At 73.6% G+C, this 21,691-nt stretch carries 20 protein-coding genes and 1 tRNA gene; 11 read left to right on the plus strand and 10 right to left on the minus strand.

Annotated features, from left to right (window positions below; genetic code table 11):
• Window positions 1-4: 4 nt before the first annotated feature.
• The 4 genes from ACX25U_RS04280 to ACX25U_RS04295 all read left to right on the plus strand — a co-directional run bounded on the left by ACX25U_RS04280 (window position 5) and on the right by ACX25U_RS04295 (window position 6,028).
• Window positions 5-2,224, plus strand: coding sequence for an NADP-dependent isocitrate dehydrogenase (locus ACX25U_RS04280; RefSeq protein ID WP_454389198.1), 2,220 nt, complete (start codon window positions 5-7; stop codon window positions 2,222-2,224).
• Window positions 2,225-2,632: 408 nt separating this feature from the next.
• Complete coding sequence (locus ACX25U_RS04285) at window positions 2,633-4,003, plus strand: bifunctional o-acetylhomoserine/o-acetylserine sulfhydrylase (protein WP_454389199.1); 1,371 nt, start codon at window positions 2,633-2,635, stop codon at window positions 4,001-4,003.
• The gene (gene metX, locus ACX25U_RS04290) at window positions 4,000-5,157 is read left to right on the plus strand and encodes a homoserine O-acetyltransferase MetX (RefSeq protein ID WP_454394818.1); all 1,158 of its coding nucleotides are present in this window, start codon (window positions 4,000-4,002) and stop codon (window positions 5,155-5,157) included. Before ACX25U_RS04285 ends, metX begins: the two co-directional genes overlap by 4 nt.
• 67 nt (window positions 5,158-5,224) lie before the next feature.
• Window positions 5,225-6,028, plus strand: a complete 804-nt coding sequence (locus ACX25U_RS04295; protein WP_454389200.1) for an N-formylglutamate amidohydrolase — start codon at window positions 5,225-5,227, stop codon at window positions 6,026-6,028.
• Window positions 6,029-6,043: 15 nt separating this feature from the next.
• On the opposite strand, the gene ACX25U_RS04300 is transcribed toward ACX25U_RS04295, so the two are convergent.
• The 3 genes from ACX25U_RS04300 to ACX25U_RS04310 are packed head-to-tail and all read right to left on the minus strand — an operon-like array spanning window position 6,044 to window position 8,588.
• Entirely contained in the window at window positions 6,044-6,520 is a 477-nt protein-coding gene (locus tag ACX25U_RS04300; RefSeq protein ID WP_454389201.1) for a hypothetical protein, read from the minus strand.
• On the minus strand, window positions 6,517-7,116 hold the full coding sequence (locus ACX25U_RS04305) for an RNA polymerase sigma factor (RefSeq protein ID WP_454389202.1): 600 nt from the start codon (window positions 7,114-7,116) through the stop codon (window positions 6,517-6,519). Before ACX25U_RS04305 ends, ACX25U_RS04300 begins: the two co-directional genes overlap by 4 nt.
• Window positions 7,117-7,151: 35 nt before the next feature.
• A complete protein-coding gene (locus ACX25U_RS04310) occupies window positions 7,152-8,588 on the minus strand; it encodes a S8/S53 family peptidase (protein WP_454389203.1) in 1,437 nt (478 codons plus the stop codon).
• Between the two features lie 160 nt (window positions 8,589-8,748).
• Between ACX25U_RS04310 and ACX25U_RS04315 the strand changes: the two genes are divergently transcribed.
• Window positions 8,749-11,313, plus strand: a complete 2,565-nt coding sequence (locus tag ACX25U_RS04315) for a CHAT domain-containing protein (RefSeq protein WP_454394820.1) — start codon at window positions 8,749-8,751, stop codon at window positions 11,311-11,313.
• Between the two features lie 70 nt (window positions 11,314-11,383).
• Here ACX25U_RS04315 and ACX25U_RS04320 read toward each other — a convergent pair.
• The 4 genes from ACX25U_RS04320 to ACX25U_RS04335 all read right to left on the minus strand — a co-directional run bounded on the left by ACX25U_RS04320 (window position 11,384) and on the right by ACX25U_RS04335 (window position 12,945).
• Window positions 11,384-11,457, minus strand: a tRNA-Pro gene (locus tag ACX25U_RS04320).
• Between the two features lie 252 nt (window positions 11,458-11,709).
• Window positions 11,710-11,886, minus strand: coding sequence for a hypothetical protein (locus tag ACX25U_RS04325; protein WP_454389204.1), 177 nt, complete (start codon window positions 11,884-11,886; stop codon window positions 11,710-11,712).
• Window positions 11,883-12,404 carry a MarR family winged helix-turn-helix transcriptional regulator gene (locus ACX25U_RS04330; RefSeq protein ID WP_454389205.1) on the minus strand — a complete coding sequence of 174 codons (522 nt, stop codon included), beginning with the start codon at window positions 12,402-12,404 and terminating at the stop codon, window positions 11,883-11,885. Before ACX25U_RS04330 ends, ACX25U_RS04325 begins: the two co-directional genes overlap by 4 nt.
• A gap of 166 nt (window positions 12,405-12,570) precedes the next feature.
• Window positions 12,571-12,945, minus strand: coding sequence for an Ldh family oxidoreductase (locus ACX25U_RS04335; protein WP_454389206.1), 375 nt, complete (start codon window positions 12,943-12,945; stop codon window positions 12,571-12,573).
• A gap of 313 nt (window positions 12,946-13,258) precedes the next feature.
• On the opposite strand from ACX25U_RS04335, the gene ACX25U_RS04340 reads away from it, so the two are divergent.
• Window positions 13,259-13,705 (plus strand): SH3 domain-containing protein, encoded by a 447-nt coding sequence (locus ACX25U_RS04340; protein WP_454389207.1) that lies wholly within the window; start codon window positions 13,259-13,261, stop codon window positions 13,703-13,705.
• A 161-nt stretch (window positions 13,706-13,866) separates the two neighbouring features.
• The gene (locus ACX25U_RS04345; RefSeq protein ID WP_454389208.1) at window positions 13,867-14,637 is read left to right on the plus strand and encodes a DUF2690 domain-containing protein; all 771 of its coding nucleotides are present in this window, start codon (window positions 13,867-13,869) and stop codon (window positions 14,635-14,637) included.
• 73 nt (window positions 14,638-14,710) lie between these two features.
• On the opposite strand, the gene ACX25U_RS04350 is transcribed toward ACX25U_RS04345, so the two are convergent.
• Entirely contained in the window at window positions 14,711-15,124 is a 414-nt protein-coding gene (locus tag ACX25U_RS04350) for an MFS transporter (RefSeq protein ID WP_454394822.1), read from the minus strand.
• A 302-nt stretch (window positions 15,125-15,426) separates the two neighbouring features.
• On the opposite strand from ACX25U_RS04350, the gene ACX25U_RS04355 reads away from it, so the two are divergent.
• Window positions 15,427-15,771, plus strand: a complete 345-nt coding sequence (locus ACX25U_RS04355; RefSeq protein WP_454389209.1) for a cupin domain-containing protein — start codon at window positions 15,427-15,429, stop codon at window positions 15,769-15,771.
• A gap of 15 nt (window positions 15,772-15,786) precedes the next feature.
• Here the strand turns inward: ACX25U_RS04355 and ACX25U_RS04360 are convergent, their stop codons facing one another.
• Complete coding sequence (locus ACX25U_RS04360; RefSeq protein ID WP_454389210.1) at window positions 15,787-16,818, minus strand: LacI family DNA-binding transcriptional regulator; 1,032 nt, start codon at window positions 16,816-16,818, stop codon at window positions 15,787-15,789.
• A gap of 165 nt (window positions 16,819-16,983) precedes the next feature.
• Here ACX25U_RS04360 and ACX25U_RS04365 point away from each other — a divergent pair, with 165 nt between their 5' ends.
• From ACX25U_RS04365 to ACX25U_RS04375, 3 genes are all read left to right on the plus strand, one after another.
• Window positions 16,984-18,150, plus strand: coding sequence for a phytanoyl-CoA dioxygenase family protein (locus ACX25U_RS04365; protein WP_454389211.1), 1,167 nt, complete (start codon window positions 16,984-16,986; stop codon window positions 18,148-18,150).
• Window positions 18,151-18,164: 14 nt separating this feature from the next.
• Window positions 18,165-19,037, plus strand: coding sequence for an SDR family oxidoreductase (locus ACX25U_RS04370; protein ID WP_454389212.1), 873 nt, complete (start codon window positions 18,165-18,167; stop codon window positions 19,035-19,037).
• Between the two features lie 73 nt (window positions 19,038-19,110).
• Complete coding sequence (locus ACX25U_RS04375; protein WP_454389213.1) at window positions 19,111-20,115, plus strand: Gfo/Idh/MocA family protein; 1,005 nt, start codon at window positions 19,111-19,113, stop codon at window positions 20,113-20,115.
• Window positions 20,116-20,166: 51 nt separating this feature from the next.
• Here ACX25U_RS04375 and ACX25U_RS04380 read toward each other — a convergent pair whose 3' ends face one another.
• Window positions 20,167-21,531 carry a hypothetical protein gene (locus ACX25U_RS04380; RefSeq protein ID WP_454389214.1) on the minus strand — a complete coding sequence of 455 codons (1,365 nt, stop codon included), beginning with the start codon at window positions 21,529-21,531 and terminating at the stop codon, window positions 20,167-20,169.
• Window positions 21,532-21,691 lie beyond the last annotated feature (160 nt).

Raw genomic sequence — 21,691 nt, forward strand, 5'->3', positions numbered from 1 at the left:
CCCGGTGACTGACTCGACCATCATCTACACCCACACTGACGAGGCCCCGGCCCTGGCTACGTATTCCTTCCTGCCGGTGGTCAAGGCCTACGCCGCTCAGGCGGGTGTCGCTGTGGAGACCCGCGACATCTCGCTGGCCGGGCGCATCATCGCCGTGTTCCCGGAGTACCTCACCGAGGACCAGCGGATTCCCGACGCGCTGTCCGAGCTGGGCGAGCTCGCCAAGACGCCCGAGGCCAACATCGTCAAGCTGCCGAACATCTCGGCGTCGATCCCGCAGCTGAAGGCCGCGATCGCCGAGCTGCAGGGCCAGGGCTACGCGCTGCCGGACTACCCGGACGACCCCAAGACCGACGAGGAGCGGGAGATCCGTGCCCGCTACGACAAGGTCAAGGGCTCCGCGGTGAACCCGGTGCTGCGTGAGGGCAACTCCGACCGCCGCGCCCCCGCCTCGGTCAAGAACTACGCCAAGACCCACCCGCACCGCATGGGCGCCTGGACCTCCGAGTCCAGGACGAACGTGGCGACCATGGGCGTCGACGACTTCCGCTCCACCGAGAAGTCCGTGGTGATCGCCGAGGACGGCGCTCTGCGCATCGAGCTGAAGGGCGACGACGGCTCCACCACCGTGCTGCGCGAGTCCGTACCCGTCCTCGAGGGCGAGGTCGTGGACGCCTCCGTGATGCGCGTCGCCGCGCTGCGCGAGTTCCTGACCGTGCAGGTCGCCCGCGCCAAGCAGGAGGGCGTGCTGTTCTCCGTGCACCTGAAGGCCACGATGATGAAGGTCTCCGACCCGATCATCTTCGGTCACGTGGTGCGCGCCTTCTTCCCGAAGACGTTCGCGAAGTACGGCGAGGCGCTCGCCGCGGCCGGCCTGACCCCGAACGACGGTCTGGGCGGCATCTTCAAGGGCCTGGAGTCCCTGCCGGAGGGCGCCGAGATCAAGGCCTCCTTCGACGCCGAGCTCGCCGAGGGCCCGGAGCTGGCGATGGTGGACTCCGACAAGGGCATCACCAACCTGCACGTGCCCTCCGACGTGATCGTCGACGCCTCCATGCCGGCCATGATCCGCACCTCCGGCCACATGTGGGGCCCGGACGGCCAGGAGCACGACACCCTCGCGGTCCTGCCGGACTCCTCCTACGCGGGCGTCTACCAGGCCGTCATCGAGGACTGCCGGGCCAACGGCGCCTACGACCCCTCCACCATGGGCTCGGTCCCGAACGTCGGCCTGATGGCGCAGAAGGCCGAGGAGTACGGCAGCCACGACAAGACCTTCGAGATCCCGGTCACCGGCACGGTCCGCCTCGTCGACCGGGCCGGCAACGCCGTGCTCGAGCAGACGGTCTCCGCCGGCGACATCTTCCGCGCCTGCCAGACCAAGGACGCCCCGATCAAGGACTGGGTGAAGCTGGCCGTCACCCGCGCCCGCGCCACCGGCGACCCGGCCGTCTTCTGGCTGGACGAGGGCCGCGCCCACGACGCCAACCTGATCGCCAAGGTCGAGCAGTACCTGCCGGAGCACGACACCGAGGGCCTGGACATCAGGATCCTGTCCCCCGTCGAGGCGACCAAGCTGTCGGTGGAGCGCATCCGCCGCGGTGAGGACACCATCTCCGTCACCGGCAACGTGCTGCGCGACTACCTCACCGACCTGTTCCCGATCCTGGAGCTGGGCACCAGCGCCAAGATGCTCTCCGTGGTCCCGCTGATGGCGGGCGGCGGCCTGTTCGAGACGGGCGCCGGCGGCTCCGCGCCCAAGCACGTGCAGCAGCTGGTCAAGGAGAACTACCTGCGCTGGGACTCCCTGGGCGAGTTCTTCGCCCTGGTGCCGTCCCTGGAGCAGTACGCCAAGACCACCGGCAACGCGCGCGCCCAGGTCCTCGCCGACACCCTCGACCGGGCCACGGCGACCTTCCTGAACGAGAACAAGTCCCCGACCCGTCGCGTCGGCGGCATCGACAACCGCGGCAGCCACTTCTACCTGTCCCTGTACTGGGCGCAGGAGCTGGCCCGGCAGACCGACGACGCGGACCTGGCCAAGGCCTTCGCCCCGCTCGCCGAGACGCTCGCCGCGGGCGAGCAGACGATCGTCGACGAGCTGATCGCCGTCCAGGGCAAGCCGGCCGACATCGGCGGCTACTACCAGCCCGACCCGGCCAAGGCCGCCGAGGTCATGCGCCCGTCGGCCACCTGGAACGAGGCCCTGGCCTCCCTGAGCTGACCCGGGTGACCGCCCGGGCCTGACGCCCGGGAGTTCGACGGCCCTCCGCCCCGACCGGCACCCCGCCGGCCGGGGCGGACCCGTCTGTGACGGTTGTGTGGCGTTCCCCACCCGGCTCTGGCACTTCGCGGCGCATATGCTTACCCTGAATCGCATGATCATGCTTGTGAGCCGCCGCCACGTCGACTACGTACGTGTCACCGGCATGGGTTGTCGCCTCGCCGACTGACGTCCCGCTGGCCGACGTCCTGCGAACCGGCGTTCCGCCCCAGCGTGTCGGTTCCTCTTCCCCATCCTCCCGCAGATCACGCACGCGCTCACGCATGCCCCGGGAACGCCCCGCGGCACACAGCGCTCGGCACCTGGCATACAGCAGCCGGTATCACCGCACTTCATACGAGGAGCACCATGAGCGACCCCACCCAGCCCGTCGACGCCGTCACCGCCGGCCACACGCCCGACGAAGCGCCCGCCGGGCCCGACACCTCCGCCTGGTCGTTCGAGACCAGGCAGGTGCACGCCGGGGCCGCGCCCGACCCGGTGACCGGCGCGCGGGCGACGCCGATCTACCAGACCACGTCGTTCGCCTTCCGGGACACGCAGCACGCCGCCGACCTGTTCTCGCTCGCCGAGCCCGGCAACATCTACACCCGCATCCACAACCCCACCCAGGACGTCTTCGAGCAGCGGATCGCGGCGCTCGAGGGCGGAGTCGCCGCGGTGGCGCTGGCCTCCGGGCAGGCCGCGGAGACGCTCGCGCTGCTGACCGTCGCGCACGCCGGCGACCACGTCGTGTCCAGTGCGTCGCTGTACGGCGGCACGTACAACCTGTTCCGGCACACCCTGCCGAAGTTCGGCATCGAGGTGTCGTTCGTGGAGGACCCGGACGACCTGGACGCCTGGCGGGCGGCGGTCCGGCCGAACACCAAGGCGCTGTTCGCGGAGACGCTGGGCAACCCGCGCGGCAACGTGCTGGACGTGCGGGCGGTCGCCGACGTGGCGCACGCGGCGGGCGTGCCGCTGATCGTGGACAACACGGTGGCGACGCCCTACCTGCTGCGCCCCCTCGAGCACGGCGCGGACGTCGTGGTGCACTCGGCGACCAAGTTCCTCGGCGGGCACGGCACCACGCTCGCGGGCGTCGTGGTGGACGGCGGCACCTTCGACTTCGGCGCGCACGCCGACCGCTTCCCGGACTTCACCGAGCCCGACCCCAGCTACCACGGCCTGCGCTACTGGCCGGCGCTCGGGCCGGGCGCGTTCGCCGCCAAGCTGCGCGTGCAGCTGCTGCGCGACCTGGGGCCGGCGCTGTCCCCGCACTCGGCGTTCCTGCTGCTGCAGGGCGTGGAGACGCTGAGCCTGCGCATGGAGCGGCACTCCGCCAACGCGCAGGCCCTCGCGGAGTGGCTGGAGCAGCGCGACGAGGTCTCGGTGGTCCACTACGCGGGGCTTCCCTCCAGCCCCTGGTACGAGGCGGCGCGCACCTACCTGCCGCACGGTGCGGGGGCGGTGGTCTCCTTCGAGCTGCGCGACGGGGTCGAAGCGGGCAAGCGGTTCGTGGACGGGGTGGAGCTGTTCAGCCACCTCGCCAACATCGGCGACGTACGGAGCCTGATCATCCACCCGGCGTCCACCACGCACAGCCAGCTGGACGAGGAGCAGCTGGCGGCCACCGGGACCGCGCCGGGCCTGGTGCGGCTGTCGGTCGGCATCGAGAGCCTCGCCGACCTCAAGGCCGATCTGGAGGCCGGCTTCCGCGCGTCCAAGGCGGCGTCCTGAACACCGTGATCACCCACGCGGACCCGCTCCCCCTCCCGCCGGCCTCCGGGGCCTGGCGGGAGGGGGACCCGCCGGGGCGCCGCCGGTGGCACGGCCTGCACCGGCCGCTGCCGCTGGAAGCGGGGGGTGAACTGCCGGGCGTACGGCTGGCGTTCGAGACGTGGGGCCGCCTGGCCCCGGACGCCTCCAACGCGGTGCTGGTGCTGCACGCGCTCACCGGTGACAGCCATGTCACCGGGCCGGCCGGGCCCGGTCATCCCACGCCGGGCTGGTGGGAGGAGCTGGTCGGGCCGGGCCGGGCGCTGGACACCGACCGGTGGTTCGTCGTCGCGCCGAACGTGCTGGGCGGCTGCCAGGGCAGTACGGGACCGGCCTCGCCGCGGCCCGACGGGACGCGGTGCTGGGGCGGGGCGTTCCCGTTCGTGACCCAGCGGGACCAGGTGGCGGCCGAGCGGGACCTGGCGGACGCGCTGGGCATCGACAGGTGGGCCCTGGTGGTCGGCGGCTCGATGGGCGGGATGCGGGCTCTGGAATGGGCGGTGTCGTACCCGGAGCGCACCGGTGCCCTGCTGCTGCTCGCCACGACGGCGGCGGCGAGCGCGGAGCAGATCGCCTGGGCGAGCGTCCAGCTGCACGCCATCCGCAGCGATCCGCACTGGCGCGGCGGCGACTACCACGACACCGGTCCCGGACCGCACGCCGGCCTGGGTCTGGCCCGCCGTCTCGCCCATGTCACCTACCGCAGCGAGGCCGAGCTCCAGCTCCGTTTCGGCCGTGCCCCGCAGGACGCGGAGCACCCGTGGCACGGGGGCCGCTACCAGGTGGAGTCCTACCTCGACCACCACGCGGGCAAGCTGGTACGGCGGTTCGACGCGGGCAGCTACGTCGTCCTGGTCGAGGCGATGAACGCCCACGACGCCGGCCGTGCCCGCGGCGGTGTGCGCGCCGCCCTGCGCCGGGTGACCGCTCCCACGCTGGTGGCCGGGGTCGACTCCGACCGTCTCTACCCGCTCGCCCAGCAGGAGGAACTGGCCGCCGGCATCCCGGGCGCCGACCATCTCCGGGTGATCGAGTCGTCGTGCGGCCACGACGGCTTCCTCGTCGAGACGGAGCAGGTGGGGCGGTTGGTCCGGGAGCTGCTGGGGGCAGGCTGAGTCGCGTTGTCAGTGGGGTGCGGCATGATCGGGGCGCCGTGTTCCCCGAGACCTCAGGAGCCCTCCCGTGCCCGACACCGCACCGTCCTTCGCACTCCTCCCCGGCGCCGACGACTCCCCCGTGATCCTGCACGTGCCGCACTCGGCGCGGGAGATACCGGCCGGTGTGCGGGCCGGGATCGTGCTGGACGACGGGGCGCTGGAGCGGGAGCTGGACCACATCACCGACTCGCACACCGCGCGGATCGCCGAGGTGGCGGCCGGGCTGGCCGACGTGACGCCGTGGCGGTTCGTCAACCGGCTGTCGCGGCTGGTGGTGGATCCGGAGCGGTTCCCGGACGAGCGGGAGGAGATGCTCGCCGTCGGGATGGGCGCGGTGTACACGCGGACCACGCACCGGGACCTGCTGCGGGCGGCGGACACCGACCCCGAGCTGCTGATCGAGCGTTACTTCCGGCCGTACGCCGAGGCCATGACCAAGGCCGTCGCGGACCGGCTGGCCGCGACCGGACGGGCCGTGGTCATCGACGTGCACTCCTACCCGAGCGCCGCGCTGCCCTATGAGCTGCACGGCGAGGGCCCCCGGCCGCCCGTGTGCCTGGGTACCGACGCCTTCCACACGCCGCCCGAGCTGACGGAGCTCGCCCGCAAGGCGTTCGAGCCGTGCGGGGAGACGGGGCTGGACAGCCCGTTCAAGGGCACCTACGTCCCGCTGGAGTTCTACGGCAGCGACGCGCGCGTCGGCGCTCTGATGGTGGAGATACGCCGGGACACGTACATGACCGAGCCGGGCGGGCCCGCGGGCCCCGGGCTGAACCGGCTCGCCGAGGCGCTGGCCGCCCTCGTCGACGCCGTCCCGGTCGGCCGGTGAGGTGCGCCGGCCCGGTCACGCCCGCAGCCACTGAGTGACCACGACCTCCCCGCCCGCGCGCAGCCGTAGCGCGAACGGGCCGGAGGGCGGTGCGTCGCCTGCGAAGCGGCCCAGGTCGTCGGTGGTGAGCGCGACGCCCGCCTGCGGGCCGCCCAGCACCTCGATGCGGGCCGGCTGCGGCGGCAGCAGCTGTCCCATCAGCCCGTCCCCGGTGACCTCGACGTCCACGGTCAGGTCACCGGCCTGGAAGGTCAGCATCCGCGGCGTGTCCGTCGCCCCCCTGACCGGGATGGCGTCGACGAGCGAGTCGAAGGTCAGCTCGGCGATGCGGGCGTCCAGGTCGTGCAACGCGTAGGCGTCGACGGCCAGTTGGAGCAGATGGTCCGGGACGGGGTCGAGGATGGCCGCGGCCTGCCGCAGCTCCTGCTCCAGCAGGCCCTCGTCCGGCTCGTCGTCGTACGAGCTGTCCTGGCGGTCCTTGTGCTCGCTCACGCTGTCCCCCGTGCGTCGAGTCGTGCGCGCAGGCGCCGCAGACAGCGCTGGCGCAGAGGTCCGATGCTGCCCACGGCGACCCCCAGCGCGGCGGACACCTCCTGGTAGCTGGGCGGCGGCGAGGCGATCAGCACGCGCAGCAACTGGCGGCAGCGGTCGCCGAGTTTCTCGAACTCCTGCCACAGCCGGCGGATCCGCTCGCTCTGCGCGGCGGCCTCCTCGGAGTCGAGCAGCGACTGCTCCGGCGTGCTCTCCTCGCTCACCCGGTCCAGCAGCTGCGGATCGTTCGTCACCGTCAGCCGGCTCAGGCTCCGCAGCGTCTTCAGGCACTCGTTGCGCGCGGTGCTCGCCAGCCACGAGCCCGCCTTGCCGGGTTCCCGGATCCGCCCGAGGTGCTGGGCGAAGCGGAACCAGACGGTCTGGTACACCTCGTGCCCGTCGGCGTCGGAGAGCCGATGTGCGCGCACGACGGACCACACCAGCGGGCTGAGCCCCTCCACCAGTGCCTTCCAGGCCGCCGCGTCGCCGTCGACGGCGGATTGGACGAGCACGCCGACATCTGCACGGTCCACGATCCCACCCCTCGAATACGGCATGTCATGGTACGCCGTGGAGGGGACGGCTCCGGCCCTCATGCCGACGGAGCCAGCCGGACGACGGGGACGGGACGCCAGGTGGGCGGGCGCAGCGCCGGCACGTGCGCCCCGCGCACTTCGGCGTACTCGGTATTGGTCTCGAGCAGTTGACGCCGGGCCGCGCGCGGGTCGCGCTCCTTGTGCGCCGTCATGTACGCGGCGACCATGCCGGCGGCGACGGGGGTGGCGAAGGAGGTCCCGCTCCAGTGCGCGTACCCCTCGAACATCACCTGGTCCGGCTTGGCGGAGGCGGGCTCCTGTCCTCCGCTGAGCACACCGGTGTGGCGCGGGGACTGGCAGGTGCAGGCGTAGCCGAAGCCGTACCGGCAGGCGTCGTAGGTGGAGTGCTGGTAGACGTACGGCACGGGCGCCTCGAAGCCGGTGAGCACGCTGGTCAGCCGCTCGCCGGGGGCGTAGGCCTTCACCCAGGCACCGTGGTTGCTGAAGCAGGCGCCGTGTTCGCCGTCGCCGCGCAGGGCGCCGACGGACAGGACGGAGCCGGCGTATTCGGGCAGGTCGGCGTAGGCGGCGGGCCAGAACGGGGTGGCGCTGCCGTTGTTGCCGGCGGCCGCCACGAGGAGGGTGCCCCGGGCGCGCAGCTCCCGCATGAAGGCGTCGACGCCGAGCAGTCCGTCGGTGCGGCCGTTGGAGGTGCCGGCGGACAGGCTGATGATGTCGGGCCAGCCGTCGGCGTCGACGGCCTCGAAGAGCTTGTGCCCGAAGTCGGACTCCAGGACGGCCCCGGCGTCGTCGAGGGTGCCGCGCACGGTGATGTCGGTGTTGGGTGCGACGGCCGCGACCAGCCCCGCGATGAACGTGCCGTGACCGACGTACTGCCGCAGGACTCCGGTGTCGTCGGTCTCCTTCACCTGGGCGTCGCCCTGGACGTGGGCCAGCAGCGGGACCGAGCGGTAGTCGTGCATGAGACCGGTGTCGACGACGAGGACGCCGACGGCGGTGTCCGCGTCGTAGGCGGTCTCGGCGGGTGCCGGGTTGGCGCCCTGGGTGAGCGGGGCGGGCACGGGCTCGTCGCCGGGGCAGGCGTTGACCGCGATGGACACCACGTGGTTGCGGCTGACCAGCCGCCGTCCGGCCCGGCCCTCGTGCTCGCGCAGGGCGCGCAGCGCGTGCGCCACGGCGCGGTCGCCGCTGCGGTCGCCGTGGCCCGGGTCGCCGACCTGGATGCGGGTGATGCCGGTGCGGTTGGTCTCGGGGCCCGCCCGGCGCACGCGGTCGGCGGTCAGACCGGTCGCCCCGGTGAAGTGCGCGCGGACGGTGTCCTCGACGAGACGGGCCTCCTCGCCGTCGCGGGCGAGGACGACGCCCTTCTCGTAGAAGAACTCGGCCGAGTCGTCCGGGCCCATCGCCAGCGGCACGTCCGGCATCGAGCGCTGGATCTGGTCGAACTGCTCGCGGAATCGCTGAGGTGCCATGGCGTGTCCTCCCGTTGGTGCGGTGGTTCGTCAGTCAGAGCCGTGCGGGACCCGTTTGATACAGCGTCAGACCCACCCGACGCGGTTACAGGGCCACCACCAGGCCACTACCATCCGACGCGTGACAGCCGGAAGCGCCTCGGTCCTCGAACTGCTGCCCATGGTGTTCGCCGCCCCCGGCGAGGCCCTGGCGCGGGCCCGGGGGCTGCTCGACGCCGGTCCGCCGCCGCTGCACGGCTCCGTCGCCCACCAGGTGATCGGCATCTGGCAGCGGGACTTCGGCGACCTGCGCCTGGCCCTGCGGCATCTGCGGCGTGCCCGGGACCTGGCGGCGCGGGCGGACTCGGCCGAGCGGGAGGCCGACGTACTGGCCACGCTCGGGGTTGCGTTGGTGCACGCGGGGCGCACGCGGCAGGGGCTGGCGGCGTTCGAGCGCGGGGTCGCGCGCGGGACGGGACACACCCGGGCGCGGGTGCTGTACCGGCGGGCGTACGTGTGGTGGGTGCTGGGCCGGCATCGCGAGGCGCTGGAGGACGTACGGCGGGCGATTCCCGTACTGCGGCAGGCCGACGACGTGATCTGGACGGCGCGGGCGCTGACGCTGCGGGCCACCGTGCACCTGGCGCTGGGCGCGGTGGAGCGGGCGGACGCCGACTTCACCGCGGCCCAGGCGCTGTGGGACACCACCGGCCAGGAGCACGACAAGGCCGACGCGGTGGAGAGCCGGGGCCTGGCGGCGTTCCGGCAGGGCGACATCCCGGCGGCGCTGCGGCTGCTGGACGAGGCCGAGAAGCGGTACGCCGAGCTCGGCACGCCCACCTTCATGCTCGACATCCGGCGCTGCGAGGTCCTGATGGCGGCCGGGCTCGCCCCCGAGGCACTGGCCGGGGCGGACGCGGCGATCGCCGAACTGGACGGCATCGGCGGCCAGTCGACCCGCAAGGCGGAGCTGCTGCTGGCCGCGGCGCGGGCCGCGCGGCCGGCGGACGACCCGCACACCGCGATCGCGCGCGCCGCGGCGGCCGTACGGCTGTTCGCCGGGCAGCAGCGCGCCTGGTGGGAGACGCACGCCCGGCTGGTGCTGATCGAGGCGCGGGTCGCCACCGGGCGCCGCTCGGGACGGCTGGTCGCGGAGGCGGCCGCGCTGGCCGAGCGGCTGGCCTCCTTCGGCTCGCCGGCCGCGCCGGAGGCCTCGCTGCTGGCGGGACGGATCGCGCTCGCCCTGGGCCGGCCGGCGGACGCCGAGACGCATCTGGCGGTCGCCGCGCGCAGCCGGCACGTCGGGCCGCCGCTCGCCCGGATGACGGGGTGGGCCGCGCAGGCGCTGCGGGCCCGGGCGGCCGGCTCGGGGCGGGGTGTGCTGGAGGCGTGCCGGCGCGGGCTGGACGTGCTGGACGACCACCGGATGACGCTGGGCGCCTCGGAGCTGCGCGCCCGGGCCACCGCGCAGGGCGCCGAGCTGGCCGCGCTCGCCCAGGAGGCGGCGCTCGCCTCCGGTGAGCCGCGGCGGCTGCTGGTGTGGAGCGAGCGCTGGCGGGCCACCGTGCTGTCCGCTCCGCCCACCCGGCCGCCCGCCGACCACGCCCTGCTCAGCGGCCTGACCGCGTTCCGGGAGATCGCCGCCCGCGCGGAGGCCGCCCGCCAGGACGGGCACCCCGTCCCCGCCCTGGAGCGGGAGCAGCGGCGCCTGGAGCGGGAGATCCGCTCCCGCACCCTGCATCTGCGCGGCGAGGCGCCCGGCGGCGGTGACCGTTTCGACCCGGCCCGGCTGCTGGCGCGGCTCGGGGACGCGCGGCTGGTCGAACTGGCCGTGCTGGACGGGCGGGTGCACGTACTGCTGTGCGGCGAGGGGCGGGTACGGCGCTTCGAGGCCGGCCGGCTCGCCGACGCGGTGACCGAGGCCGAGCACGTACAGGCGGGGCTGCGGCGGCTGGCCCATCCGGGCGCGGCGGCCCGGCTGCCGCTGGTGGAGGCGGCGGGCCGCCGCCTGGAGGAGCTGCTGCTGGGACCCGCCGCCCGGCACCTGGGCTCCGGGCCGGTCGTGGTGGTGCCGCCGGGCTCCCTGCACCGGGTGCCGTGGGCGCTGCTGCCGTCGCTGCGGGAGCGGGTGCTGAGCGTGTCGCCGTCGGCGAGCAGCTGGCTGCGCGCCCGCGAGACCGAGCCGCCGCCGGGCGGCCGCCAGGTGCTGGTGCGCGGGCCGGGACTGGCGACCGGCGGCGCGGAGGTGCCCGAGCTGGCCGGCCGGTACGGCACGCCGACCGTCCTGGAGGAGGAGGACGCGCACGTGTCGCGCGTACTGCGGGAGCTGGACGGAGCCGCGCTCGCACACATCGCCGCGCACGGCGCCTTCCGCGCGGACAGCCCGCTGTTCTCGTCGCTGACGATGGCCGACGGACCGCTCATCGTGCACGACTTCGAACGCCTGCGCCGCAGCCCGTACCGGATCATCCTGTCCTGCTGCGACACCGCCCGGTTCGCCTCGGTCGGCGCCGACGAACTCCTCGGCCTGGTCACGGCGCTGCTGCCGCTCGGCACCGCCGGTGTGGTGGCCTGCAGCGCGCCCGTCAACGACGAGGCGGTGGTCCCGCTGATGCTCGCCCTGCACAAGGGCCTGGACGCGGGTCTCTGCCTGGCCGAGGCGCTGCGCGACGCGCGGGCCGCGGTGGCGGGCGACGCGACGCACCAGGCGACGGGGTGGGCGTTCTCGGCGTTCGGAGCGGCATGAGCGCGGCGGAAATGATCAAGAGGCCGCACCAGATTGCTCTGATACGACCTCTGACCTGCGCTTCCGCAAGTCGGGACGACAGGATTTGAACCTGCGACCCCTTGACCCCCAGTCAAGTGCGCTACCAAGCTGCGCCACGTCCCGGTGCGTTCGTGCGGTGGTCCGCGTGAACGCGCAGATCAACCCTACCGTACGGGAGCGGGTGGACCGACTGCACTCCCTGGGGGCTGGTCCTGCGCGCCCTCGCCGGACTCCCCTGCCCCCGGTCCCGGTGCAGGCCGCCGTCGTCCTGTCGGCGGCCTCGCGCGCGGGCCGGATCCTCGCCGCTCGCGACGTTCGCCCCGTACAGGTCTCGCCGCCGGCGGTGACGAAGCGGCGGCCCTCGTCGGAGCCCAGTCAGGCCATGGCCCCGGCCGGGTCGACCGCGGCGCCGCTCGGCAGATGACCGGCCAGGCCCATGAGCATCGTGTCCCAGCCGGCACCGGCCGCACCGGGGCCGAACTCGCCCCCCTTGAAGGCACGCCGACCGACCTGGCGGCGTACGGCGCCGATCCGACGAGCCGCGTCGATCATGGGGTGCTTCTCGGGAGTTCGGTGTTCTGCTCGCTGTCGACGTCCTTGGCGTACGCGAAGAAGTCGTCGACCATGCGGTGGAACAGCGTCGCGAGCCGGCGCAGTTCCTCGGGGGACCAGCCGGCGAGGGCCAGCTGCATGCTGCGGGCGCCGGCCTCGCGTATGCGGGTGATGGCGTCCCGGCCGGTCTCGGTGAGCTGGATGCGCTGGGCCCGGCGGTCGTCCGGGTCGGGGACGCGGGTGACGTGGCCGGACTTCTGCAGCTGCTGCACCGTGCGCGTCACGTGGGAGGGCTCCACGCCGAGGCGGTGGGCCAGCTCGCCCGGCCGCTGCGGCTCGCAGTCGGCGATCTGGCGCAGCAGGGCGACCGCCGCTCGGTCCAGCGGCACACCCGCCAGGCCCATCAGCTTCTCGTGCTGCCGGGCCCGTGTGCTCAGATAGGTGATGCGCATCAGGGCGCGCTCGATCTCGGCCACTTCTGGCGAGACCGGTCCGGTGGGCGACGATGAGGTGGGCATAACCCGGAGTTTACCACATAATTGCCTTACTCAAGTAAAATCCGGCCTCGCCACGCGGCGGTGGGCATGCCGGTGACCGTACGGGCGCGGCGCGCGACGTGGGACGGCCGGCGGATGCGCGCCGCCGGCCGTCCCCCTCCAACAGCCGGCGGCGTGCGACGGTGTGTCAGACGGGGGGCGTCGGTTCGAGCGGGACGACTCCCAACCCGGCCGCGCTCTCCGTCAGTTCGCGCCACACCTTCGATGCCACGGGTACCCCGTTCGCCGCGCGTTCCACCGCCGGCGCGGCGCCGCGCTCGCCGGGACGGGACACGCCGTCCGCGTCGTCCGCCGCCGGCAGGCCCTCGAGCGTGCCGAGTGCGGTGTCCACGGCGGCGGTGAAGGCCGCCGGGTCGCCGAAGGCCGCCGGGCTCAGGGCGACGAGGAGGGCGTTCCGGCGGTTCTTGCGCCCCTGGGGGTCGTCCGAGTGGAACGCGGCGAGGACCGGCGCGCCGACCGGCACGCTCGACTCGGCCCTGACCTCGGGGCCCCCGTGGACCACGCCCTCGGCCGACAGCTCCAGCGGCAGCGGAGCGAAGCGCTCCTCGCCGGTCGCGACCCCGACGGGGTGGTCACCGCCGTCCCGCCGGGCGTCGTTCCGGGTGCGTCACGCGGACGTTCACCGAGACCGGCAGGACGGTGCAGCACTCGTCGGCCGAGGAACAGACGGGCCGAAGGCCCCTGGGGTCCCGTCCCCGGGGACGTTCCCGCCGTCCCAGGGACGTGGGGACGGCATCGCGGGTCCGCGGCGCGGAAACGCTGGGCGACATGTGATCACGGCGCGTGGTCACAGGAACGACAGCCCGGAGGTTTCCATGGTCCGACGGACCTTCACCAGCGCTCTGCTGGCCACGGCCGCGGCGCTCGCGCTGGTGCCGACGGCGGCCGGCGCGGCCCCGGCCGCCCCGCTCCCGCGCCCCGCCGTGACGGCGGCCGCCCCGCACGCGCTCCCCTCGCTGCTGCCCACGCCCGCCCGGCAGGTGCGACCTGGGCATCACGTCAATCGGCAGGTGACGCACAACCGTTCGACCCACCCCCTCGGGCGTGTGACCACGCACCGCTTGGCGCTGAACGTCCGCTCCGGCCCCGGCACCCGTTACCGGGTGGTCGGCGTCCGGCACGCACACCGTCTGGTGGCGCTCAAGTGCCGGACGTACGGGTCCTGGGTGCGCGGCACGCGGCAGTGGTACCGGCTCGCGCACGTGCGGGGTTACGTCTCGGCGCACTACGTACGGGTCCGGCACACGGTGCCGTGGTGCTGACGCGCCGTCACGTGCGGAGGCGCTGACAGAAGGGCCCGTCCGGGAGCCACACGCTTCCTGACGGGCCGTCGGCATGATGTGTGACGGTGCCCCCGACCCGGGAAACCATCCCGACAACCGGGGCGAAACGCCCAAAGCGGGATGGATTCGGGAGCGGCAACATGCGGCAGCCCCAAGAAGCGGCACCGTCACCCGGGCAGTTGGCGGCGATCCTGCGCGAGTTGCGGGACCGTACGGGTCTGAGCCTGGCGGCCCTGGCCACACGCACTCCTTACAGCAAGTCCGCCTGGCACCGTTATCTGACCGGGGCCAAGCACCCTCCGCGTTCGGCCGTGGAGGCCCTCGCCCGGCTCGCGGGCGCCGATCCCGCTCCGGCGCTGGCCCTGTGGGACGCCGCGGGCGAGTCCGGGGCCGCGCCCGCCGAGCCCGAACCTCCCGATCCGCCCGGGGCACGGCCGGGACACCTGCCGCGGCTGACGGCGCTCGCCCTGCTGACCGCGGCCGGCGCGGTGGCCGCGGCGGCGCTCCTCATGCCCTCCCCCGGCACCGCACCGGGCGCGCGGGTGGTGATGGCGTCGCCACGGTGCCACGGCACGTCCTGCCGGGGCATGCTGCCCGACGCCTCGGCCTGCGCCGGGGACGCGCAGACCAAGAGCACGGTGACCGGCGCGGCGTACACCGTCCGTCTGCGCTACTCGCCCTCCTGCGGCACCGCCTGGTCCCAGGTGCGTGTACAGGGACCAATCGCCCGGGAGATCTCCGTACGCGTCGGCGCCAGCGTCCTCTCGGCCACCTACTCCGCCGACGACACTCACAGCGACACGAGCCCCATGCTCACCGTGACCTCCCCGCGCGGCGTCGAGGCCTGCGCCGAGGTCGCCGGAAAACTGGCCTGCACAGGCCTGGATCCCGACGCCCCCGACCAGCCGTGAATTCGGGGCGCGCCCTGTACGTCCCCGACGTACAGGGCGCGCCCCATGACGGCCGCCCGCGCGTTGCGGTGTGTCAGCTCGCGGTGGGGAGCGGTTCCTGCTCGGTGGTGGGGCGGGTGCGGTGCTTCTGGGTGCGCAGGGCCGCGATGCCGATGAAGATCATGGAGGAGACGCCGGCCAGGGCCAAGGCGGTGAAACCCCAGTCACCGTGGTCGGCGGCGAGGAGCCGGCCGCCGAGCCAGGGGCCGAAGACGGCGCCGGAGCGGCTCATGCCGGAGGTCCAGCCGACGGCGGTGGCGCGGTTGCCGGGGGTGGAGCGGATGGAGACCGTGGCGTAGATCATGACCTGGGCGCTGTTGAGGAACACGCCGGTGAGGAAGACCACCGTGAAGGTCAGCGCCGGCGGCATGTGGACGCTGAGCAGGAAGACACCGGCGGCGGTCAGCGCGAACCAGACCGCGGAGATGCGCGGGGCGCCGGTGGGGATCCCCCATTACCGCGAGCGGAGCCGAGCGTGGGGGAGGTCGGCGGCGCGGCCGGCGATGTAAACCCCGCCGAGCGGCATCAGGGACGGGGTGTCCTGTGCGGACCGCGGGGGGACGGCCGCCGCACTGTCGGCCATGAGCCGCTCCCTTCGCGGACGTGCGTCGGACGGTCCCCTCGACGATCACCCGGGCCACCCGCCGCCGCCACTTCGCCACGGGCCGCGACGAAGTGTCCGTACGCCGGCGCCGATCCCCCACACTCTGTCGGCGTTCCCGCACCCTCGGCCCCGGCTAGGGTCGCCGTATGACGCACAGTTTCGCTCTGCACGTACCCGACGCCGACCTCATACCCGAGCCGCTCGACCCGGAGCAGATCGTCTCCGGGACGCCGGAGGTGACCGGGAAGGTGGTCTGGGAGTCGGCGGACGGCCGGCAGGTCCGCGGAATCTGGCAGATCACCCCCGGAGTCGTCACCGACACCGAGGCGGACGAGCTGTTCGTGGTGCTCAGCGGCTCGGCGACCATCGAGGTCGAGGGCGGCCCGACCCTGAAGGTCGGCCCCGGCGACATGGCGGTGCTGCGCGAGGGCGACCGTACGACGTGGACGGTGCACGAGACGCTGCGCAAGGTGTACGCGATCAATCTCTGAGCCCGCCTCCGCAGGTCAACCGGCCGCCCCGGCGGGCATGTTGTACGGGGTCACCACCTGGATCGCCGACGGCAGCGTCGGGCCGGCCGGCGGCAGGGCGCCGTGGGCGCGCATCACCAGGTGGCACGCCTCCCGCATGTCCTGGCGCAGGTCGTGGTGGAGCACGGCGGACAGGCGCCTCTCGCGCAGCAGGCGGGTGTTGTCCTGGTCGAGGTCGTGCGCGATGAACACCGCGCACTCGCGGCCCAGGTCCTCGAACGCCCGCAGGGTGGCGATGTTGCCGCCGCCGATCGAGTAGACCGCGCGGATCTCCGGGTCGCGCTCGAGGGCGGCCCGGACCAGGTCGTACTGCGTGGCGTCCAGGCCCTGTCCCCCGGCGATCTCCACCAGTGTCCGGCGCGGACGGCCGGCCCGCATGGCGCTGCGGAAGCCCATCTCGCGCTCCTCCTCGTTGCGGAAGAAGCCGCTGCTGAGGCTGGTGAGCACATTGCCGGGCCGGTCGCCCAGCCACTGGCCCATCAGGTACGCGGCCGTGGCGCCCGCCGCCCGGTTGTCGCTGCCGACGTAGGCGAGGCGGGCGCCGGCGGGCAGGTCGGTGACCAGGGTGACGACCGGGATGCCGGCCGCCACCAGCCGGCCGGCGGCCGCGGTGACCTCGGGGACGTCCGGGGCCTTGAGGATCACGCCCTGCGAGCCGCGCCGCGCGATCCGGTCGAGGACGGCGACCTGTTCACGCACCGGGCCGGTCTCGCGGAAGTGGAAGCGGGAACGCACCACGGCCGGGTGCAGGGACGGCAGTTCGGCCTCCAGGGCGGCCCGTACGGCGCTGCTGAACCGCTCGGGCGCCTGCATCACGATGTCGACCATGAACGTGCGGCCCACCAGCCGGACCTGGGTGCGCTGCCGGTCGAGGTCGGCGATGGCCCGGTGCACCTCCTGCGCGGTGTTCTCCCGCACCCCGCCCCGGCCGTTGAGCACCCGGTCGACGGTGGCCTCGCTCAGCCCGGCCTGACGTGCGATCTCGCGGATCGGGAAGGGGTGGCCCACGCGCGCTCCTTGAGGGGTTTTTGATGGCTCGCTGCCGGTTGAGTGATGGCTTTGTACTGACAACAATGACAGGACCGACCAGGGCCGTACAGCCTTGTGACCTCGTGGCGGAGTCCGCCGACGACCGTCCCGTGGCCCAGCCGCCCGACGACCGAAAGGACGACGATGTCCTCCGCCTCCGCACACCGCCGTTCCTGGCTGTCCGAGCAGGACTGCGACCTCGACTCCTTCCGCGCGCTCGTCGAGCGCGACACCGATCTCGCCGACTATCCGCACGCCTCCTCGGTGGAGCGGAACGTCCTCCTCTACGACGCCGAACGGCTGCGCGAGGCCGGCGACCGCCGTGCCGTGCAGGCCGAGCTGGCCCGCGCTCTGGAGGACGGCCCCGGCATCGTGGCGTTCCGGGGCGCCTTCCCCGACACCTCGGTGGTCGACCGGGCCACGGCCGTCTTCCACGCCCTGATCGCCCGGCAGCACGCCTCGGGCGCCACCGCCGGGGACCACTTCGCCAAGCCGGGCGCCAACGACCGGGTGTGGAACGCCCTGGAGAAGGCGGCCCTGCACGATCCGGAGGCGTTCGCCGACTACTACGCCAACGACGTCCTGGCGCTGGTCGGCGAGGCCTGGCTCGGCCCCGGCTACCAGGTCACCTCGCAGATCAACGTGGTCAACCCGGGCGGCGCGGCCCAGACCGTGCACCGTGACTACCACCTCGGCTTCCTGACCAACGAGGTCGCCGCCGCCTACCCGGCACACGTCCACCGCCTCTCCCCCGCGCTGACCCTCCAGGGCGCGGTCGCCCACTGCGACATGCCGGTGGAGTCCGGGCCGACGATGTACCTGCCGCACTCGCAGCGCTACGAGCCGGGCTACCTGGCCTGGCGGCTGCCCGCGTTCCAGGAGTACTTCGAGGCCCACCACGTGCAGCTGCCGCTGGCCAAGGGCGACGCCGTCTTCTTCAACCCGGCGCTCTTCCACGCCGCCGGGACGAACCGGTCGGCGGACATCCGGCGCATGGCCAACCTGCTCCAGGTCTCCTCCGCCTTCGGACGCGCGATGGAGACCGTGGACCGCGAGGCCGTGGCGAACGCGGTCTTCCCGGTGCTGCTCAAGCGCAAGGCCGAGGGCGTGGACGACGCGTGGCTGGAGCGGGTCGTCGCCGCGAGCGCCGAGGGCTACCCCTTCCCCACCAACCTCGACAACGACCCGCCGGTCGACGGTCTGGCCCCGCCCTCCCAGGCGGACGTCGTACGGCGGGCGGTGCGTGAGGAGTGGACACCGGACGCCCTCCGCGACGAGCTGCGGGCCGGCGCCGAGCGACGCGAGAGCTGAGGCCGGGGATTCTCATGGGACTTCTCAAGGGACAGCCCGGCGGGCTGCTCGAGGGCAAGGTCGTCCTGGTCAACGGCGGCAGCCAGGGCGTGGGGGCCGCGATCGCGCGGGCCGCCGTCCGGGAGGGCGCCGTGGTGGCCGTGACGGGCCGGCGGCCGGAGCCAGGCGAGGCGCTGGTGGCGGAGCTGACGGCCGCCGGGGGCGAGGCGCTGGTGGCGGAGCTGACGGCCGCCGGGGGCGAGGCGGTGTTCGTACGGGCCGACCTCGCCGACGCCGAGCAGGCCAAGGGCTCGGTGGCCCAGGTGGTCGCGGCGTACGGCCGTATCGACTGCCTGGTGAACTCGGCGGGACTGACCTCGCGCGGGACGCTGCCTGACACCACGCCCGAGCTGTTCGACGCGCACGTCGCGATCAACCTCAAGGGGCCGTTCTTCGCGATGCGGGCGGCGGTGGCGGACATGGTGGCCCGCAAGGCGCCCGGCACGATCGTCAACATCATCACGTCCTCGGCGCACGGCGGTCAGCCCTTCCTCGCGCCCTGCGTCGCCGCCAAGGCCGGACTGATCGGGCCGCCCCTCCCCCACGCTCGCCTTCGCTCCCGCGGGGGCACCCCCATCGCCGCGCACGCCCACCGCTTCGACCGGGTCCGGATCAACGGCCTGAACATCGGCTGGACCGCGACCGAGGGCGAGGACGCCACCCAGCGCGCCTTCCACGGCGCCGGCGACGACTGGCGGGAGCAGGCCGCGGCACGGCTGCCGATGGGCAGGCTCGGCCGGCCGGACGAGATCGCCGACTTCGTCGTCCTCCTGCTGCCGGAGCGGTCGGGGGTGGTCACCGGTTCGGTGATCGACTGGGACCAGAACGTCCTCGGCGCGCTCGACTGAGCGCACCGGAGTCGGCCCTTCCGGGGCCCCGCGGCAACGGAACAGCAATCACACACAAGGAGCAGCGGAGCACATGCGCATCGGAATCCTCGGCCTCGGCCGTATCGGCGCCTTCCACGCCGAGACCCTGTCCGGACTCGACGCGGTCACCTCGCTCGTCGTCGCCGACCCGTTCGTGGACGCCGCCAAGGCCGCCGCCGAGCGGTTCGGGGCTCAGGTGGCCGACTCGCCCGAGGCGGTCCTGGCCGCCGGGGTGGACGGCATCGTCGTGGCCGCCGCGACCGACGCCCACCCGGCGTTGATCCTCGCCGCCGTCGAGGCGGGCGTGCCCGTCTTCTGCGAGAAGCCCGTGGCCCGCACCATGGCGGAGGGCGTCGAGGTGCTCAAGGCGGTCCAGGGCGGCGACGTACCCGTGCAGATCGGCTACAACCGCCGCTTCGACGCCGGTTTCGTCGCCGCCCGCGCCGCCGTGCGCGCCGGTGAGCTGGGCAAGCTGCACACCGTGCGGTCGACCACCCTCGACCCGGCGCCGCCGCCGGCCGCGTACGTCGCCGCCTCCGGGGGCATCTTCCGGGACTGCTCGGTGCACGACTTCGACATCATCCGCTGGGTGACCGGGCGGGAGGTGACCGAGGTCTACGCCGTCGGCGGCAACCGGGGCGCCGACTACATCAAGGAGGCCGGCGACGCCGACACCACCGGCGCGGTCCTCACCCTGGACGACGGCACGATCGCGGTGGTGTCCAACAGCCGCCACAACGCCCGCGGCTACGACGTCCGCATGGAGCTGCACGGCTTCGAGGACTCCCTCGCGGTCGGCCTGGACGACAAGCTGCCGCTGCGTTCCGTCGAGCCGGGCGTGACCTTCCCGGCCGGCACCCCGCACGACTTCTTCATGGACCGCTTCACCGACGCCTACCGCGCCGAACTCACCGCCTTCACCGAGGTCGTGGCCGGGCGGCTGCCCTCGCCGTGCACGGTGGCGGACGCGCTGGAGGCCGGGTGGATCGCGGAGGCGTGCACGCTGTCGCTGCGGGAGCACCGGCCGGTGCGTATCGAGGAGGTCCGGATCGGCTGACCCCGCCGGGGCGGGCCCGCACGGTCAGCCGTGCGGGCCCGCGTCGCGGGATCAGCCCCAGTCGCCGCCGAAGTCGCCCCCGCCGTCCGACCCGAAGTCACCGAAGCCGCCCGCGAAGTCGGAGGCACTGAAGTCCGCCCCGGAGAACTCGCCGCCCTCCGGCAGATCCGGAGCGGAGGGGAAGGGCTCGCCGGAGGAGGCGAACGCGGAGGGTGCGCTGAGCATGCTGCCCAGCAGTGTGCCGGCGAGCAGGCCGCCGACCATCGCGCCCGCGCCGCCGAAGTAGCCGCCCGCCCACGGCGCGTACGCCGGACCGGCGTTCCAGTACGGCTGGGCGCCCTGGCCGGTGCCGACCATCCGCGTCATCGGCTCCTCGCCCTGGCCGACCCGTACGGCGTCCTCCGCGCAGGCGGGCACCATGCGCGGCGCGCCGCCCGGCGGGCACCAGTTCACATCGCTGGTCGAGGGGCCGTGGCGAGGGTCGAAGAAGCAGGGCACACGGCGCTCGGGCAGCGGGGCTCCACTGCGGCGGGCGGCCAGCGTGGCCAGGGCGAAGCGGCCGTCGGCGAGTGTGACGGTCACCGGCTGCACGTCCTGCGGCTCGGCGGCGGCGGCCATCTGCTGTTTGGCCCGCTCGTAGGCGTCCAGGGCGTAGGCGTAGTCGCCCCGCATCTCGTCGGTGGCGCCCGGCTCGGACGGGGAGAAATCCAGCCGGTCCAGTTCCTCGCCGAAGGCGGTGATGTCCTCGTCCACCACCACCCGCAACGCCTCCAGCTCCGCGCGCTCGGCCTCCCGCCGCTTCTTCGCCCGCCGGTGCAGCGCGTATCCGCCCCCGACCGCCGTGGCCGCGAGCAGGCCGCCGACCATCAGCCCGCCATTGCCGGAGCCGCCCTCACCGCTGTCCTGCCAGGACGCCGGGGCATGCCCCTCGGCCTGCTTGACGGCCTGGTCGACGAACGCGTTCAGCTGCGCCTCCGCGTCCGAGGCGTAGGAGCGCTGCACCGCTCCCCGCAGGTTGTCGACGGCACTCACCGACATCACCTGACGGTCCGCCTTGGCGTTGAACAGCTCTCCCAGGCGCACGGCGTACACCCCGCTGATGCCGGTGAGCGACCGCACATCCCGCATCAGGGACGCCTGCGGGTAATCGGAGGACCGGGGCAGCACCGCCACGAAGACCGGCTTGTCGGCGGCCTCGATCCTCGAAGCGAGCTTGTCCGCCGCGGACTTCGGCAACTGGTCCGCCGCACGCGGGTCGACGTACACCGGTCCCTTCCTGAACGCTTCCGCCACGGCCCCGGTACCGGTGCCCGTGGCCGCGGACGCGCCGGAAGCCGGCAGGGCCATTCCCACCAACACGGTCACGCCGAGCGCGGCGAAGACCCGTGTGAAGCGAGCCCATGGAGAAGCAGGCATGAAAGAGACCTCCCTGTGAGGGATCGACCGCGTCCGCCGTTCCGGTACGGCATCCTCGCACGGAGGGAACGAACAGCCACCCCAGCACTTTTACAATTGCGCAACAAAGCAAGTATGCCAGACGGTTCATCACCCGTGGGCGAGGCGAAGGCCGGCGGTC

Source organism: Streptomyces sp. JNUCC 63 (genome assembly GCF_054366325.1).